This window comes from Ramlibacter sp. GCM10027632 (genome assembly GCF_042675325.1).
Taxonomy (GTDB): Bacteria; Pseudomonadota; Gammaproteobacteria; order Burkholderiales; family Burkholderiaceae_C; genus Ramlibacter.
The window spans coordinates 738,051-754,271 of the sequence record NZ_JBHTGW010000001.1 but is presented as its reverse complement, the minus strand read 5'-3'; the positions used below and the strand labels follow the sequence as shown (position 1 = coordinate 754,271).

Genomic DNA, 16,221 nt, shown 5'->3' with positions numbered 1-16,221 from the left:
CCGAACAGGACAGTGAAACGCCTCTGCGCCGATGATAGTGCGGATTCCCGTGTGAAAGTAGGACATCGTCAGGCTCTTACAGCAGCAAATACCCCCTGTGTCGAAAGATACAGGGGGTTTTTGTTTTCCAATCAGGAATTCATTAATTCGAGGGCTTCTTCTTCTCGCCCTTGGGTTCGACAGCCGTCACCATCGGCTTGTAGGACGCGCCGCTGACCGTCATCCCCTCTGCGGAAAGCTTGGCTGCGCGGGCCGGACCGATGCCCTTCACCCGGCCCATCAGGTCCTCCCAGTTCTTGAATTCGGACTTCTTGCGCTCCGCCAGGATCTGGCTGGAGGTGGCGGGGCCGACGCCCTTGATGCCATCCAGTTCGGCTTCAGTCGCCTTGTTGATGTCTACTGCTGCAAAGGCCGCGGAAAGGGCGCCGAGCAGGGCGACGCAGGCCAGGATCTTCTTGAACATGGTTCCTCCTTGAACGTGTGACACAAAAAAGGCCCGTCCGAATGGACAGGCCTTGGTTCAACGGAGGTTGAATGCTTTGGTTGACTATTGCTGGGTATCAACCCTGCGATTTCAGCCAGGTCATGTAGCGGGAGACGCCTGTCTGCACATCCACGAATGCATGGTCGCAGCCTGCAGCGCGCAGGCTCGTCAGGTCCGCCTGGGTGAAGCACTGGTATTTGCCACGCAGCGCGTCGGGGAAGGGGATGTACTCGATGAGGCCTGCAGCAGCGGCCTCGGCCGTGGAGACCGGTTTCCCCCCCAGGGACGAGGCGACCGAGGTGGCCACGTCGTTGAAGGGCTGCGCGCGGCCGGAACCCAGGTTGAAGATCCCGCTCTTGCCCGGGTTGTCGAGGAACCAGAGGTTGACCGCGACGACATCGTCGACATAGATGAAGTCGCGGGACTGCTGGCCGGGCGCGTAGCCGCCGTACTCGCCGAACAGCCGTACCTTGCCGTCCGCCTTGAACTGGTGGAACTGGTGGAACGCCACGCTCGCCATGCGGCCCTTGTGCTGCTCACGCGGGCCGTAGACGTTGAAGTAGCGGAAGCCCGCCACCTGGTGCTGCGCGCGCTCGAACCGCGTGCCGAGCTCGCGGCGCATGCGCTGGTCGAACAGCAGCTTGCTCCAGCCGTAGACGTTGAGCGGCTTCTCGAACTCGGGAGACTCGCGGAAGGTCTCCGAGCCACCGTAGGTGGCCGCGGACGACGCATAGAGGAGGCGAACGCCACGCTCCTGGCAGGTGCGGAACAGGCCGCACGAGAGCGTGTAGTTGTTGTCCATCATGTACTTGCCGTTGGTCTCCATCGTGTCGCTGCACGCGCCCTCATGGAAGACCGCCTCGACGTGGCCGTAATGGCCCGCGGCAAAGGCCTTGTAGAAGTCACCGGCGTCGACATAGTCGGCGATCTGGAGGTCGGCCAGGTTGCGGAACTTGTCGCCCTGGGTCAGGTCGTCGACGACGATGATGTCGTCGATGCCGCGGGCATTCAGGCCCTTGACGAGGTTGCTGCCAATGAACCCGGCGGCGCCGGTCACCACGATGCGGGTCATGCGAAGAGTTCCTCGTAGGAGACGGTGGCCGTGCCGAACTTGCCGACGACGATGCCGCCGGCCTTGTTGGCCAGGGGCATGGCCTCGCGCAGCGGCAGGCCGGCGGCCACCAGGGCGGCCAGGGTGGCGATGACGGTGTCGCCGGCGCCGGTGACATCGAAGACCTCACGGGCATTGGCTTCGACATGCGACTGGCCCTGCGCGTCGAAAAGGGTCATGCCTTCCTCGCTCAGGGTGACCAGGACGGCATCGAGCTGGAGTTGCTCACGCAGGTTCTGGGCCTTGACCGCCAGGCTGGCGGCATCGCTCCACGCACCCACCACCTGCTGCATCTCGGCGCGGTTGGGCGTGATCACGGTGGCGCCGGCATAGCGGGTGTAGTCCGAACCCTTGGGGTCGATCAGTACCGGCTTGCCGCCGCTGCGCGCGGCCCGGATCATGGTCGGGATGTGGGCGAGCCCCCCCTTGCCATAGTCGGAGAACAGCACCGCCTGGTGCTGGGGGACGATCTGGGTGAAGGTCTCGTTCTGCAGTGCCAGTGCCTCATGGTCCGGCTCGTTCTCGAAATCGAGGCGCAGCAACTGCTGGTGGCGGCCGATGACGCGCAGCTTCACCGTGGTCATGAGACCCGGGTTGCGTCTGAGATGGGCCTCGATGCCGCTGCCTTCGAGCAGGCGCTCCATGCGGTGGCCGGGTTCGTCGTCGCCGACGACGCCGAGGAAACTGGCCTGGGCGCCCAGGCAGACGACGTTGTAGGCTACGTTCGCAGCGCCGCCCATGCGCTCTTCTTCCTTGTTCACCTTGACGACGGGGACCGGCGCCTCGGGGGAGATGCGCTCGACGGCGCCATGCCAGTAGCGATCGAGCATGGCGTCGCCGACCACGAGCACGCGCGCCTGCGCGAGTTGTTCCTTGGAGATGTTCATAGTTCTTCCACGCGGCGCGCGGGGTAGCTGTCCCAGGCCTGGCAGCCGGGGCATTGCCAGAAATGGCGATTGGCCTCGAAGCCGCAGGCCGCGCAGCGGTAACGTGTGAGCGGCTTGGCGGCGTGGTCCAGTGCGCGCTGGACCTGGGGATGGAATTCGTCGTGCTCGAGCTTCTCGCCGGCCACCCACTTGGCGGCTGCGACCAGCGACGGCTCGCGCTCGAGGTGCCGCACGTACCATGCGCGGGCGGCTGCTAGGTCCGATTCAAGTAGCACCAGGGCGTCCAGAACGTCGAGCGACGGTGACGCCTCGTGGGACGCCTGCAGGATCTTCACCGCGCGGGCCTGCTGCGAGGCGGCGATCGCGCTTTCAGCCAGTGGGCGAGCGACCAGCCCGATGGCTCGGGGCGCGGAGCCGGCCAGGGTAGCGAGCGTCTCGAAGGCCTCGCGGTGCTGGCCGGCGCGGCGCTGGAGAGCGGCGAGCTCGATGGCGGGTCGGGCGGCGTCGGGCGCAATGGCCTGGGCCTTGCGCACCAGCGGCTCGGCCTGACCCTCGGCTGCGGTGGCCGCCTGCTCGCAGAGGTAATGGGCCAGGCGTCCGCTGTAGTCACCGTAGCCCCGCTGCGTGAGCTTGCCGGCGATCTCGCCGGCCTGGCTCCAGTCACGGGTGCGCTCGTAGATGGCGAGCAGCGCCAGCAGGGCCTGCTCCTCATGCGCCGTGCCTTCGAGCTTGCGCAGGGCATCTTCGGCGCGATCGAGCAGGCCGGCCTTGAGGTAGTCCAGGGCCAGGGCGTGCTGGGCGCGGTGCCGGTCGACACGGCTCAGGTCCGCCCGCGACAGCAGGTGCTCGTGCACGCGCACCGCGCGCTCGTACTCGCCGCGGCGGCGGAACAGGTTGCCCAGCGCGAAGTGCAGCTCGGAGGTGTCGGGGTCGTTGCGCACGGCCTCGATGAAGGCATCGATGGCCTGGTCCTGCTGCTCGTTGAGGAGGAAGTTCAGGCCGCGGAAGTACGCCTTGGGGGCCTGCGCCTGGCGGTTGTGGATGCGGAGCTGGCGCAGGTCCAGTCGGGAGGCGAGCCAGCCCAGCGCGAAGGCGAGGGGGAAGGCCCAGAGCAGCCAGCTGTAATCAGATTCCATTCGGTCCCAGGGAGTTGCCGGCATCTGCCGCGGCGGCGGTGGGCGCCTGCGCGCGGCGCGCATGGGCCCGGTGCTTCCACCAGCGAGGCACCATGCCCAGCGCGCCGACGGCCACGCCCAGCGTGAAGGCCGACAGCACCACCAGCACCAGCGGCGCGCTCCATTGCCTGCCGAAGAAGAAGTTCACGGTGGCTTCGTGCTGGTTGTTCAGCGCGAAAGCGAACAGGGTAAAAAAAATGGCTGCCTTGAGCAGCCACACGAGGTATTTCATCAGGCTCCTCGGTGGAGTCCTGATTCTAGCGGCGCGCTAGCCGCCAGCCTTGATCTCGGCGGTGCGGCGGTCCACGGCCTCGCGCAGGGCCTTGCCCGGCTTGAAGTGGGGGACACGCTTTTCCGGAATCTGCACGCTCTCGCCGGAACGCGGGTTGCGTCCCAGGCGTGGCGGGCGGCGGTTGATCGAGAAGCTGCCGAAGCCGCGGATCTCGATGCGGTGGCCTCGCACCAGCGCCTCGCCCATCGCGTCAAGGATGGTCTTGACGGCGTACTCGGCATCACGGTGCGTCAGCTGCCCGAAGCGGGCGGCCAGTTCTTCAACGAGATCGGATCGGGTCATGGGGCAAGGAAAAAGGGGGCGGCTCGCGCCGCCCCCGGTTCACCGGACGGGAAGTGATTACTTCTCGAGCTTGGCGCGCAGCAGGGCGCCCAGGCTGGTGGTGCCGGCGTTCTCGCGGGCAGCTTGCTGGCTCAGGCTGGCCATGGCGCCCTGCTCGTCGGCCATGTCCTTGGCCTTGACGGACAGCTGGATGTTGCGGGTCTTGCGATCCACGTTCACCACCACGGCGGAGACTTCGTCGCCTTCCTTCAGCACGTTGCGGGCATCTTCCACGCGGTCGCGGGAGATTTCCGAGGCGCGCAGGTAGCCGACGATGTCGTTGCCCAGGTCGATCTCGGCGCCCTTGGGGTCGACGGTCTTGACCTTGCCGGTGACCACGGCGCCCTTGTCGTTCACCGTCACGAAGGTGGTGAAGGGGTCCTGGTCCAGCTGCTTGATGCCCAGGGAGATGCGCTCGCGGTCCACGTCGACGGCCAGCACGATGGCTTCGACTTCCTGGCCCTTCTTGTAGTTGCGCACGGCGGCTTCACCCGGCTCGTTCCAGGACAGGTCGGACAGGTGCACCAGGCCGTCGATGCCGGCAGCCAGGCCGACGAACACGCCGAAGTCGGTGATCGACTTGATAGGGCCCTTGACGCGGTCGCCGCGCTTGGTGTTCTGAGCGAATTCCTGCCAGGGGTTGGCCTTGCACTGCTTCATGCCCAGGGAGATGCGGCGCTTGTCTTCGTCGATCTCGAGGACCATGACTTCCACTTCGTCGCCCAGGGAGACGATCTTGGAGGGAGCCACGTTCTTGTTGGTCCAGTCCATCTCGGAGACGTGCACCAGGCCTTCGATGCCGGGCTCGAGTTCCACGAACGCGCCGTAGTCGGCGATGTTGGTGACCTTGCCGAACATGCGGGTGCCCTGCGGGTAGCGGCGAGAAACGCCCATCCAGGGGTCGTCGCCCATCTGCTTCAGGCCCAGGGACACGCGGTTCTTCTCGGTGTCGAACTTGAGGATCTTGGCGGTGATTTCCTGGCCGGCCTGAACGACTTCGCTCGGGTGGCGGACACGGCGCCAGGCCATGTCGGTGATGTGCAGCAGGCCGTCGATGCCGCCCAGGTCAACGAACGCACCGTACTCGGTGATGTTCTTGACGACGCCGCGGACGATGGAGCCTTCCTTCAGGGTTTCCATCAGCTTGGCGCGCTCTTCGCCCATGGAGGCTTCGACCACGGCACGACGCGACAGCACGACGTTGTTGCGCTTGCGGTCCAGCTTGATGACCTTGAACTCGAGGGTCTTGTTCTCGTAGGGGGTCAGGTCCTTGATGGGACGGGTGTCGATCAGCGAACCGGGCAGGAAGGCGCGGATGCCGTTGACCAGGACCGTGAGGCCGCCCTTGACCTTGCCGGAGGTGGTGCCGGTGACGAATTCGCCGGACTCCAGGGCCTTTTCCAGGGCCATCCAGGACGCCAGGCGCTTGGCCTTGTCGCGCGACAGGATGGTGTCGCCGTAGCCGTTCTCGATGGCGTCGATGGCCACGGAGATGAAGTCGCCGACCTGGACTTCGATCTCGCCCTTGTCGTTCTTGAACTCGTCGATCGGCACGTAGGCTTCGGACTTGAGGCCAGCGTTCACGACGACGAAGTTGTGCTCGATGCGAACGACTTCGGCGGTGATCACCTCGCCGGCGCGCATTTCGGAGCGCTGCAGCGATTCTTCAAACAGGGCGGCAAAAGATTCGGACATTAGATTTCCTTGCACGTCGCGCAGGTTTCCATCGGCACCATTGCAGATGTTTCTAAGGCTGGGACGGCTTCGTGCGGCCAGGGGCCGCGGTTGGGTTTTAGATCCACGTCGCCGATGCGCTGTCGCGCGGCAGGAGCGCCGTGGGCCCGGGGTCAGGCGCGCCCGAAGGGTTGCCTGTCGCTCCACCAGTCGAGAACACGGGCAACCGATTCATCGATCGATTGCTCGGAGTTGTCGAGCAGCAGGGCGTCTTGCGCGGGCTTCAGGGGGGCGACCGTGCGGGAAGAGTCCCTCAGGTCACGCGCCTCCAGGTCCGCGCGAAGAGTGTCGAGTGTAGCCGCAATTCCCTTTGAAATCAATTGGTTATGGCGGCGTTCCGCGCGCTTGGCGGCGCTGGCGGTGAGGTACACCTTCAGCGGCGCGTCGGGGAAGATGACGGTGCCCATGTCGCGGCCGTCGGCCACCAGGCCGGGCAGCCGGCGGAAGGACTGCTGCAGGGCCACCAGGGCGGTGCGCACGGCGGGCAGGGCGGAGACCCGGGAGGCGTTCATGCCGGCCTCCTCGGTGCGGATCGCCTCGGCGATGTCCTCGCCGGCCAGCAGGACCTTGTCCGCCTCGAAGCGCACCGGCAGCCGCTCGGCGAGGTGGGCGATGGAGTGCTCGTGGGCGGCGTCCAGCGCCAGGCCGGCGCGCAGGGCGGCCAGGCCGGTGATGCGGTAGAGGGCGCCCGAGTCGAGGTAGTGGTAGCCAAGGCGGGCCGCGACCTGCGAGGCCAGCGTCCCCTTGCCGGAGGCAGTGGGCCCGTCGACGCAGATCACCGGCACATGGACGCCGTGGGCCACCGAGAACAAGGTCTCGAAGTAGTCCGGGAAGGTCTTGGCCACGCACTTCGGGTCCTCGATGCGTACCGGCACGCCGGCACGGTTGAACGCGGCGAGGGAGAAGCACATGGCGACGCGGTGGTCGTCGTAGGTATGGATGCTCGCCGGCGTCCAGGCCGCGGGCGGGGTGACGCGCAGGTAGTCCGCGCCTTCCTCCACCTGCGCGCCGAGCTTGCGCAGTTCGTTGGCCATGGCGGCGATGCGGTCGGTCTCCTTGACCCGCCAGCTGGCGATGTTGCGCAGCGTGGTGGTGCCGTCGGCGTACAGAGCCATGACGGCCAGCGTCATGGCGGCGTCGGGGATGTGGTTGCAGTCCAGGTCTATGGCCTTGAGCGGCCAGGCGCCGCGGCGCACCTCGATCCAGTTGGGGCCGCTCTGCACCGCGGCCCCCATGGCCTCGGCCGCTTCCATGAAGCGGATGTCGCCCTGGATGGAGGCGCGGCCCAGGCCCTCGATGCGCACCGGCGCGTCGGCCGCGGCGATCGCGCCCAGCCCGACGAAGTAGCTGGCCGAGGAGGCGTCGGCCTCCACATGGACCACGCCGGGCGAGCGCAGGCGGCTGCCCGCGGGGATGGTGAAGCGCTCCCAGCCGTCGCGGCGGACCGCCACGCCGAACTGGGCCAGCATGTTCAGCGTGATCTCGATGTAGGGCTTGGAGATCAGCTCGCCCTGCACCGCGATCACGATGTCGCGGTCGGCCACCAGCGGCAGCGCCATCAGCAGCGCGGTGAGGAACTGGCTGGAGACGTCACCGCGCACCGGGATCGGCTGGTCCAGCTTCAGCGCGGGGCGGCCGATGCGCAGGGGCGGGAAGCCCTCGTTGCCCAGGTAGTCGATCACGCAGCCGAGCTCACGCAGGGCGTCGACGAGGTCGCCGATGGGGCGCTCGTGCATGCGCTTGACGCCCGAGAGCTCGAACTCGCCGCCGCGCACGGCCAGGGCCGCCGCCAGGGGGCGCATGGCGGTGCCGGCGTTGCCGAGGAACAGCTTGGCCGGCGAGGCGGGGGCGGCGTCGCCCAGGCCGGTGAGGTGCAGCACGGCGCCGCGCCACTCGAGCCGGCAGCCCAGCTCGGCCAGGGCTGCGAGCATCACACGGGTGTCGTCGGAGTCCAGCAGGTCGTGGATCTCGGTGGTGCCGGCGCTCATGGCCGCGAGCAGCAGGACCCGGTTGGAGATGCTCTTGGAGCCGGGCAGGACCACGGTGCCGGCGGCGCCGTCCAGGGGCGGGAGGTCGAGGAATTCGGTGGCGAACATGGGGGCTCGTGCGGGTCTCAGTCCTGGCCCATGCGCCAGCGCGAACGCGTGTCGCTGGCCTGCTGGATCAGGGCTTGCAGGCCGGCGGCGTCGCCGGCCTCGATGGTTTTCTCCAGGGCGGCCAGGCCCTGCTCGAAGAGGCGGGCCTGGGCCAGCACCTGGGCGCGGTTGGCCAGCAGGATGTCGCGCCAGACCTGCGGGTCGCCGGCGGCGATGCGGGTGAAGTCGCGAAAGCCCGGGCCGCCCATGGCCAGCATGTCGGGCCCATCGGGTTGGCCGCTCATACCGTTGATGAAGGCGAAGGCCAGGAGGTGGGGGAGGTGGCTGACCGCGGCGAAGGTGGTGTCATGGGCCAGGGGCTCGAGCTGGCGAACGCGCCCGCCGACGGCCTCCCAGACCTGCTGCGCCCGCGCGGCCTGGGCCGGGGGCGTGTCGGCCGTCGGCGTCAGGACCACGAGGCGGCCCTGGTACAGGCCGGCGTCGGCATGGTCCACGCCGGCGGACTCCTTGCCGGTGATGGGGTGGCAGGGGACGAAGGCGCCGAGGCGGTCGCCGAGGGCGCGCTGCGCGGCCTCGACCACGTCCTGCTTGGTGGAGCCGACGTCCATCACCAGGGCGCCGGCCTCGAGGGATTCGCGGATGGCGGCGAGCGTGGCCTCGGTGGCCGCCACGGGCACGGCGACGAGGACCAGGTCGCTGCCGGCGGCGGCGTCGGCGGCGCTGGCCGCGGCCTCGTCGATGACGCCGAGTTCACGGGCGCGCGCGGTGCTCTGCGCCGACTTGCTGTAACCGACGATGCGGTGCACGAGGCCCGCCTGGCGCAGGGCCAGGGCGAACGAGCCGCCCATGAGGCCGCAGCCGATGAGGCCGAGCTGTTGGAACATCGGGCGCCGCTCCGCTCAGTCGGTGACCGGGTAGGTGCCCAGGACCTTGTAGTAGGCGCACATCTGGCGCAGATCGGCCAGGGCGGCGGCCACTGCGGGCTGCGAGGGATGGCCCTGCAGGTCGATGAAGAAGAAGTACTCCCACTGGCCGCCCGAGCGCGCCGGGCGCGACTCGAAACGGGTCATGGAGACTCCGTGCTGCTTGAGCGGCACCAGCAGGTCATGGACCGCGCCGGGGCGGTTCGGCACCGAGACCACCAGGCTCACGCAGTCCTTGCCGGAGGCCTGCGGCGCGTCCAGCGTCTGCGGCAGGCAGATCACGGCGAAACGGGTGCGGTTGAAGGCGTCGTCCTGGATCGCCTGGGCGGCCAGGAACAGGCCGAACTCGCTGCCCGCGCGCTCGCCCGCGATGGCGGCCCAGGCGGGGTTGGTGGCGGCCAGGCGCGCGCCCTCGGCGTTGCTGGAGACGGCGCGGCGCTCCACGTCGGGCAGGTGCTTGGACAGCCAGCCCTGGCACTGCGCCAGGGCCTGGGGGTGGGCCAGCACGGCCTCGATGCCCTCGAGCGAGTTCAGCTTGCGAAGCAGGTGGTGGCGCACCAGCAGGCTGGTTTCGCCCACGATGTGCAGGGGGGACTGCAGCAGCAGGTCGAGCGAGCGGGTGACCACGCCCTCGGTGCTGTTCTCCACGGGCACCACGCCGAAGTCGGCGCTGCCGGCGGCGGCGGCATGGAACACCTCGTCGAAGTTGGTGCAGCGCACGTGCTCGATGCTGGAGCCGAAGAACTGCACCGCCGCCTGTTCGCTGAACGTGCCGGCCGGGCCGAGGTAGGCCACGCGCTGCGGCGCCTCCAGGGCGCGGCAGGCCGACATGACTTCGCGCCAGATGGTGGCGATGTGCGGGGCCTTCAGCGGGCCGGGGTTGGCGGCCTGCAGGCCGGCGATGACCTGGGCCTCGCGCTCGGGGCGGAACACCGGGGAGCGCTCCACGCGCTTGATCTCGCCGACTTCGTGCGCGAGCTGGGCGCGCGCATTCAGCAACGCGAGCAGCTGGCGGTCCACCGCGTCGATTTCCGTCCTCAGTTGGTTCAGGTCTTTGGCCATCTCGAAAGCGAAGAAGGCCGCGCGCCCGGCTGGCGGGTCGCGCGGCGGGGTGAACAGGCGCCGGTCAGGCGTCGCCGGAGGCGGACTCGCCGGAGTCGCCCTCGGCGCCGGCATCGGCATCGAGGCCCGTCTGCGCGTCGTTCTCGACGATGCGCTGCAGCCCGCTGAGTTTGGCGCCTTCGTCCAGCGCGATCAGGGTGACGCCCTGGGTGGCGCGACCAAGCTCGCGGATCTCGGAGACGCGGGTACGCACCAGGACGCCCTTGTCGGTGATCAGCATGATCTCGTCGTCGGCATGCACCAGCGTGGCGGCGACGACCTTGCCGTTGCGCTCGCTCTGCTGGATGGCGATCATGCCCTTGGTGCCCCGGCCATGGCGGGTGTACTCGGTGATGGACGTGCGCTTGCCGTAGCCGTTCTCGGTGGCGGTGAGCACGCTCTGCTGCTCGTCCTCGGCGACCAGCATGGCGATCACGGACTGGCCTTCCTCGAGCATCATGCCGCGCACGCCGCGGGCGTTGCGGCCCATGGGGCGCACATCGTTCTCGTCGAAGCGCACGGCCTTGCCGCCGTCGGAGAACAGCATCACGTCGTGCTTGCCGTCGGTGAGGGCGGCGCCCACGAGGAAGTCGCCGTCATCGAGGTCGACCGCGATGATGCCGGCCTTGCGCGGGTTGCTGAATTCGTTCAGCGCGGTCTTCTTGACCGTGCCCATCGAGGTGGACATGAACACGTAGTGGTCCGCGGGGAAGCTGCGGAACTCGCCGGTGAGGGGCAGCACCACGTTGATCTTCTCGCCCTCGGCCAGCGGGAACATGTTGACGATGGGGCGGCCGCGCGAGCCGCGCGAGCCGGCGGGCACTTCCCAGACCTTGAGCCAGTACAGGCGCCCGCGGTTGGAGAAGCACAGGATCCAGTCGTGCGTGTTCGCGATGAACAGCTGGTCGATCCAGTCGTCTTCCTTGGTGGCGGTGGCCTGCTTGCCGCGGCCGCCGCGCTTCTGGGCCCGGTACTCGGACAGGGGCTGGCTCTTGATGTAGCCGGTGTGCGAGAGCGTGACCACCATGTCGGTGGGCGTGATCAGGTCCTCGGTGGCGAGGTCCTGGGCGTTGTGCTCGACCTCGCTGCGGCGCGCGCCCAGCTTGCTCTGGCCGAACTCCAGCTTCAGCGCGGAGAGCTCCTCGCCGATGATCACCGAGACGCGCTCGGGCTTGGCGAGGATGTCGAGGAAGTCCTCGATCTCGGCCATCACGTCCTTGTACTCGTTGACGATCTTGTCCTGCTCCAGGCCGGTCAGGCGCTGCAGGCGCATCTGCAGGATTTCCTGGGCCTGGGTCTCGGACAGCTTGTACAGCCCGTCGCCCTGCATGCCGTAGGCGCGGTCCAGGCCCTCGGGGCGGTAGTCGTCGGCGTTGACCACGCTGCCGTCCTCGCGGGCGCGCGTGAGCATCTGGCGCACCAGGCCGCTGTCCCAGGGGCGGTTCATCAGTTCGGCCTTGGCCACCGGCGGGGTGGGGGACTCGCGGATGATGCGGATGAACTCGTCGATGTTGGCCAGGGCGACCGCCAGGCCCTCCAGCACGTGGCCACGCTCGCGGGCCTTGCGCAGGTTGAACACCGTCCTGCGCGTGACCACCTCGCGGCGGTGCTGCAGGAAGACCTCGACCAGGTCCTTGAGGTTGCACAGCTTCGGCTGGCCGTCGATCAGGGCCACCATGTTGATGCCGAAGGTGTCCTGCAGCTGTGTCTGCTTGTACAGGTTGTTCAGGACGACCTCGGGCACTTCGCCGCGCTTGAGCTCGATCACGAGGCGCATGCCCGACTTGTCGGACTCGTCCTGGATGTGGCTGATGCCCTCGAGCTTCTTCTCGTGAACGAGCTCGGCCATGCGTTCCTGCAGGGTCTTCTTGTTCACCTGGTAGGGGATCTCGTCGACGATGATGGCCGTGCGCTGGCCGCGATCGATCTCCTCGAAGTGGCACTTGGCCCGCATGACCACCTTGCCGCGGCCCGTGCGGTAGGCCTCCTTCACGCCGGTGATGCCGTAGATGATGCCGGCCGTGGGGAAGTCGGGCGCGGGGATGATCTCCATCAGTTCGTCGATGGAGGCCTCGGGGTTCTTCAGCAGGTGCAGGCAGGCGTCCACCACCTCGTTGAGGTTGTGGGGCGGGATGTTGGTGGCCATGCCCACCGCGATGCCGCCCGAGCCGTTGACCAGCAGGTTGGGCAGGCGCGAGGGCAGGACCAGGGGCTCCTTCTCGCTGCCGTCGTAGTTGGGGCCGAAGTCGACGGTTTCCTTGTCGATGTCGGCCAGCATCTCGTGGGCGATCTTGTCCAGGCGGATTTCGGTGTACCGCATCGCCGCGGCGCTGTCGCCGTCGACCGAACCGAAGTTGCCCTGGCCGTCCACCAGCATGTGGCGCATGGAGAAGTCCTGCGCCAGCCGCACGATGGTGTCGTAGACCGACTGGTCACCGTGCGGGTGGTATTTACCGATCACGTCACCGACGATACGCGCCGACTTCTTGTAAGGGCGGTTCCAGTCGTTATTGAGCTCGTGCATCGCGTACAGGACGCGGCGGTGCACGGGCTTGAGGCCGTCACGGGCATCGGGCAGGGCCCGGCCGACGATCACGCTCATGGCGTAATCGAGGTAACTGCGCCGCATCTCCTCTTCGAGGCTGATCGGGAGCGTTTCTTTGGCGAATTGGGTCATGGAGGGCGGCGGCAAGGTCGCAACCTCGGGATTCTACGGCTTGGCCACACCCTGTCGCGGCGCAGCAACAGCGGGGCGGCCTCGGGGGCTTGTCCTACGGTAGCGGGGCAGGCGCAGCGTTGCCCTTGTAAAGCCCTATGGCACAATGATCCGGACGTTTTTGGTGATGGTCACCTGATTCGTAGTTATTTCGCAGCGCGGCTGCGGCTTTATTCCCCTAAGAGGAGAACCATGAAGAAACTGAACAAAGTGGCGCTCTTGTTTGCATCCGCTGCGCTGGCTACTGCCGCGGGCGCGCAAACCCGCGTGACCGCTGCCGACGGCGGCAACCGCGTCGACAACTGGGTCAACGGCTCGGGCGAGATCGTGATCAAGAACGGCTCGAACGAACTGTGCTGGCGTGATGCCAACTGGACCCCCGCCACCGCCGCCCGTGGCTGTGACGGCGCCCTGGTTCCCCCGCCGCCCCCGGCCCCGGCTCCCGCTGCAGCCCCGGCTCCGGCTCCCGTGGCCCGCCCGGCCCCGGCGCCCGCCCCGGCCCCGGCCCCGGCTCCCCAGCCGCCCGCTGCCACCAAGGTGACCTACGCCGCCGACGCCTTCTTCGACTTCGACAAGGCTGTCCTGAAGGCCGACGGCAAGGCCAAGCTCGACGACCTGGTCGGCAAGGTCAAGGGTGTGAACCTGGAAGTGATCATCGCCGTCGGCCACACCGACTCGGTGGGCACTGATGGCTACAACCAGAAGCTGTCGGTCAAGCGCGCCGAAGCCGTGAAGTCCTACCTGGTCTCCAAGGGCATCGAGAAGAACCGCGTCTATACCGAAGGCAAGGGCGAGAAGCAGCCCGTCGCCGACAACAAGACCGCCGAAGGCCGCGCCAAGAACCGCCGCGTGGAAATCGAAGTGGTGGGCACCCGCCCGAACCGGTAATCTCCCGGTCCTTGCCACGAAAGGCCCCGCTCCGCGGGGCCTTTTTCTTTGGCCGCGCCGCTGTCGCACAATCCATCTTCCATGAGCACCCTGAACGCCGATCCGGCCGAACTGGCCAAGTTTTCCGAGCTGGCCCACCGCTGGTGGGATCCCGAGAGCGAATTCGCCCCGCTGCACCAGATCAACCCGCTGCGCCTGGAGTGGATCAACGGGCTTGTGCCGCTGGCCGGCCAGCGCGTGCTGGACGTGGGCTGCGGCGGCGGCATCCTGGCCGACTCGATGGCCCGCAAGGGCGCGACGGTGCAGGGCATCGACCTGTCCACCAAGGCGCTGAAGGTGGCGCAGCTGCATGCCCTGGAGGCCGGCACGCCCAACATCGCCTACCGCGAGGTGGCCGTCGAGGCCCTTGCGGCCGAGGCCCCTGGCAGCTTCGACGTGGTGACCTGCATGGAGATGCTCGAGCACGTGCCTGACCCCGGCTCGGTCGTGCGCGCCTGTTCCACGCTGGTCAAGCCGGGCGGCTGGGTGTTCTTCTCCACCATCAACCGCAACCCCAAGAGCTTCCTGTTCGCCATCGTCGGCGCGGAGTACATCCTGAACATGCTGCCGCGCGGCACCCACGAGTGGAACAAGTTCATCCGCCCGAGCGAGCTGGCGCGCTGCTGCCGCGAGGCCGGCCTGGACATCGCGCAGACCCGGGGCATGGAGTACAACCCGCTGACCAAGCGCTACTGGCTGTCGGGCGACACCAGCGTCAATTACCTTTTCGCCACCCGCAAGCCGTGATGTTCGATGTGCAGGCGGTGCTGTTCGACCTGGACGGCACCTTGATCGACAGCGCCCCCGACCTCGGCGCCGCGGCCGACCGCATGCGCACCGACCGCGGGCTGCCTTCACTGCCCCTGGACCGCTACCGCCCCATGGCCGGCGCGGGCGCGCGCGGGATGCTCGGCATCGCCTTCGGCATGTCGCCGGACCACCCCGACTTCCCCGAGATGCGCGAGGAGTTCTTCCGCAACTACGAGCGCCGCATGACCGAGCTCACGCGCGCCTTCGACGGCGTGCCGGAGCTGATCGAGGCGCTCGGCGGGCGCGGCCTGGCCTGGGGCGTGGTGACCAACAAGTCGATGCGCTTCACCGCGCCGCTGACGCGCCAGATGCCGCTGTTCGCCACCGCCCGCGCGGTGGTGGGGGGTGACAGCACGCCGCACGCCAAGCCGCACCCGGCGCCGCTGCTGGAGGCCGCCCGCCAGCTGGGGCTGGCCCCCGGCCGGTGCCTGTACGTGGGCGACGATGAACGTGACATCGTGGCCGGCCGGGCCGCCGGCATGCCCACGGTGGCGGCCACCTACGGCTACCTCGGCGCGCGCACCGACACCCAGGCCTGGGGCGCCGACGCGGAAATTGATTCACCTTCGGCCCTGCTGGCCCTCTTGAAACGGGCGATTGCGGCCTAAAATGCGAGCTACCCTGGGGCTGCACCGGTTTCGACGTGGGTGCGGACACGCAGCAGGGCATGCCGAGGTTCAGGTTCCTCGTAAAACCGTCTGAAAAAAACTAACTGCCAACTTCAAGCAGTTCGGTGCCGCCTCGAACGATCGCTCGTTCGCGATGGCCGCTTAATTAAAAGTTAAGCAACCGCGTCGCACCAGTTCGTCGATGGGCTGGGGCAAGGGGCGAAAGCCCTGAGCTGCGACGTCATTCACATCGGCTGGCCTTGCCCGGGTACCTTGGGTGGAGGCGAGAAAATAGGGTACTGGCGGCCGGTGTAGCGTGCGTCTGCGCGACACCGGTGGCGAGAACCAAACCAGAACGCTAAGCATGTAGAACTGCTCGTAGAAGGCTTGCGGACGCGGGTTCAATTCCCGCCAGCTCCACCACATCAGACAACGGCCCGCTTCGGCGGGCCGTTTTCCTTGGTGCCCATCCTCCGGGATCGGCGGCTTTCGTCTCGCGTGGGCTGCGGCGAGATGCGCCTCTCACGGCAGGATGACCCGGCGCGCCAGGTCGATGAAACGCGCCCGATCGGCCTCGTTCAGGGGCTGCAGGATGTCCTCCTGCAGGCTCTCTACGATGGGTCGAAGGTCCGACAGCGTGCGCTGGCCCAGCTCGGTGAGGGACAGCTCGCGCGCCCTCCGGTCACGCTCGCTGACGACTCGATCGACCCAGCCCTTCTTCTCCAGCCGGTCAATGACGCCACCGATCGTGGCCCGGTCGTAGCCGATCAACTCCGCGACACGCGCCTGGTCGGTGGAAGGGTGGTTGTGGATCGCGTCCAGCGCCGCGAATTGCACCGGCGTCAGGTCGTAGCCGGCGGCCTGGGTGCGCTGCACGAAGACCTGGGTGGAGTGCTGGTGAAGGCGGCGAATCAGGTGCCCCGCCATGTCGAGTGTCATCATGTCCACGCCTCTTGATTCATGGGTACTGGTCTGGCACGGGTGATGCCGATCGATTGATAATCATACACATCATCTTGATAGGGATGATAAGTAG

15 protein-coding genes and 1 other RNA gene are annotated in these 16,221 nt (G+C 67.7%); 4 read left to right on the top strand and 12 right to left on the bottom strand.

Translation table 11 applies throughout. The features are described 5' to 3' along the window. Positions 1-142 precede the first annotated feature (142 nt). From ACFQZY_RS03405 to gyrA, 11 genes are all read right to left on the bottom strand, one after another. Entirely contained in the window at positions 143-463 is a 321-nt protein-coding gene (locus ACFQZY_RS03405) for a ComEA family DNA-binding protein (RefSeq protein WP_377412581.1), read from the bottom strand. Between the two features lie 97 nt (positions 464-560). Beyond that, positions 561-1,556: an ADP-glyceromanno-heptose 6-epimerase gene (gene rfaD, locus ACFQZY_RS03400; RefSeq protein WP_377412579.1), complete on the bottom strand. Its 996-nt coding sequence runs from the start codon at positions 1,554-1,556 to the stop codon at positions 561-563. Further along, positions 1,553-2,482, bottom strand: coding sequence for a D-glycero-beta-D-manno-heptose-7-phosphate kinase (gene rfaE1 / locus ACFQZY_RS03395; RefSeq protein WP_377412577.1), 930 nt, complete (start codon positions 2,480-2,482; stop codon positions 1,553-1,555). The genes rfaD and rfaE1 overlap by 4 nt, the downstream gene beginning before the upstream one ends. Then, entirely contained in the window at positions 2,479-3,618 is a 1,140-nt protein-coding gene (gene lapB / locus ACFQZY_RS03390; RefSeq protein WP_377412576.1) for a lipopolysaccharide assembly protein LapB, read from the bottom strand. Before lapB ends, rfaE1 begins: the two co-directional genes overlap by 4 nt. Further along, entirely contained in the window at positions 3,608-3,889 is a 282-nt protein-coding gene (locus ACFQZY_RS03385) for a lipopolysaccharide assembly LapA domain-containing protein (protein WP_377412574.1), read from the bottom strand. Before ACFQZY_RS03385 ends, lapB begins: the two co-directional genes overlap by 11 nt. A gap of 36 nt (positions 3,890-3,925) precedes the next feature. After that, positions 3,926-4,231, bottom strand: a complete 306-nt coding sequence (locus ACFQZY_RS03380) for an integration host factor subunit beta (protein ID WP_377412571.1) — start codon at positions 4,229-4,231, stop codon at positions 3,926-3,928. A 57-nt stretch (positions 4,232-4,288) separates the two neighbouring features. Next, positions 4,289-5,965 carry a 30S ribosomal protein S1 gene (rpsA, locus tag ACFQZY_RS03375; RefSeq protein ID WP_377412569.1) on the bottom strand — a complete coding sequence of 559 codons (1,677 nt, stop codon included), beginning with the start codon at positions 5,963-5,965 and terminating at the stop codon, positions 4,289-4,291. Positions 5,966-6,117: 152 nt separating this feature from the next. Next, complete coding sequence (locus ACFQZY_RS03370) at positions 6,118-8,100, bottom strand: bifunctional 3-phosphoshikimate 1-carboxyvinyltransferase/cytidylate kinase (RefSeq protein WP_377412567.1); 1,983 nt, start codon at positions 8,098-8,100, stop codon at positions 6,118-6,120. A gap of 17 nt (positions 8,101-8,117) precedes the next feature. Continuing rightward, the gene (locus ACFQZY_RS03365; protein WP_377412565.1) at positions 8,118-8,984 is read right to left on the bottom strand and encodes a prephenate dehydrogenase; all 867 of its coding nucleotides are present in this window, start codon (positions 8,982-8,984) and stop codon (positions 8,118-8,120) included. Between the two features lie 15 nt (positions 8,985-8,999). Next, positions 9,000-10,085, bottom strand: coding sequence for a prephenate dehydratase (gene pheA / locus ACFQZY_RS03360; RefSeq protein ID WP_377412563.1), 1,086 nt, complete (start codon positions 10,083-10,085; stop codon positions 9,000-9,002). A 64-nt stretch (positions 10,086-10,149) separates the two neighbouring features. Further along, positions 10,150-12,801 carry a DNA gyrase subunit A gene (gene gyrA, locus ACFQZY_RS03355; RefSeq protein WP_377412561.1) on the bottom strand — a complete coding sequence of 884 codons (2,652 nt, stop codon included), beginning with the start codon at positions 12,799-12,801 and terminating at the stop codon, positions 10,150-10,152. Positions 12,802-13,032: 231 nt separating this feature from the next. Here gyrA and ompA point away from each other — a divergent pair, with 231 nt between their 5' ends. The 4 genes from ompA (at position 13,033) to ssrA (ending at position 15,608) form a co-directional block, all read left to right on the top strand. Further along, positions 13,033-13,728 carry an outer membrane protein OmpA gene (gene ompA, locus ACFQZY_RS03350; RefSeq protein ID WP_377412559.1) on the top strand — a complete coding sequence of 232 codons (696 nt, stop codon included), beginning with the start codon at positions 13,033-13,035 and terminating at the stop codon, positions 13,726-13,728. Positions 13,729-13,809: 81 nt separating this feature from the next. Next, positions 13,810-14,514: a bifunctional 2-polyprenyl-6-hydroxyphenol methylase/3-demethylubiquinol 3-O-methyltransferase UbiG gene (ubiG, locus tag ACFQZY_RS03345; protein ID WP_377412557.1), complete on the top strand. Its 705-nt coding sequence runs from the start codon at positions 13,810-13,812 to the stop codon at positions 14,512-14,514. Beyond that, positions 14,514-15,185, top strand: a complete 672-nt coding sequence (gene gph / locus ACFQZY_RS03340; RefSeq protein WP_377412555.1) for a phosphoglycolate phosphatase — start codon at positions 14,514-14,516, stop codon at positions 15,183-15,185. Before ubiG ends, gph begins: the two co-directional genes overlap by 1 nt. 15 nt (positions 15,186-15,200) lie before the next feature. Beyond that, positions 15,201-15,608: a transfer-messenger RNA gene (gene ssrA / locus ACFQZY_RS03335) on the top strand. Positions 15,609-15,707: 99 nt separating this feature from the next. Here the strand turns inward: ssrA and ACFQZY_RS03330 are convergent. Continuing rightward, on the bottom strand, positions 15,708-16,127 hold the full coding sequence (locus ACFQZY_RS03330; protein ID WP_377412553.1) for a MarR family winged helix-turn-helix transcriptional regulator: 420 nt from the start codon (positions 16,125-16,127) through the stop codon (positions 15,708-15,710). Positions 16,128-16,221 lie beyond the last annotated feature (94 nt).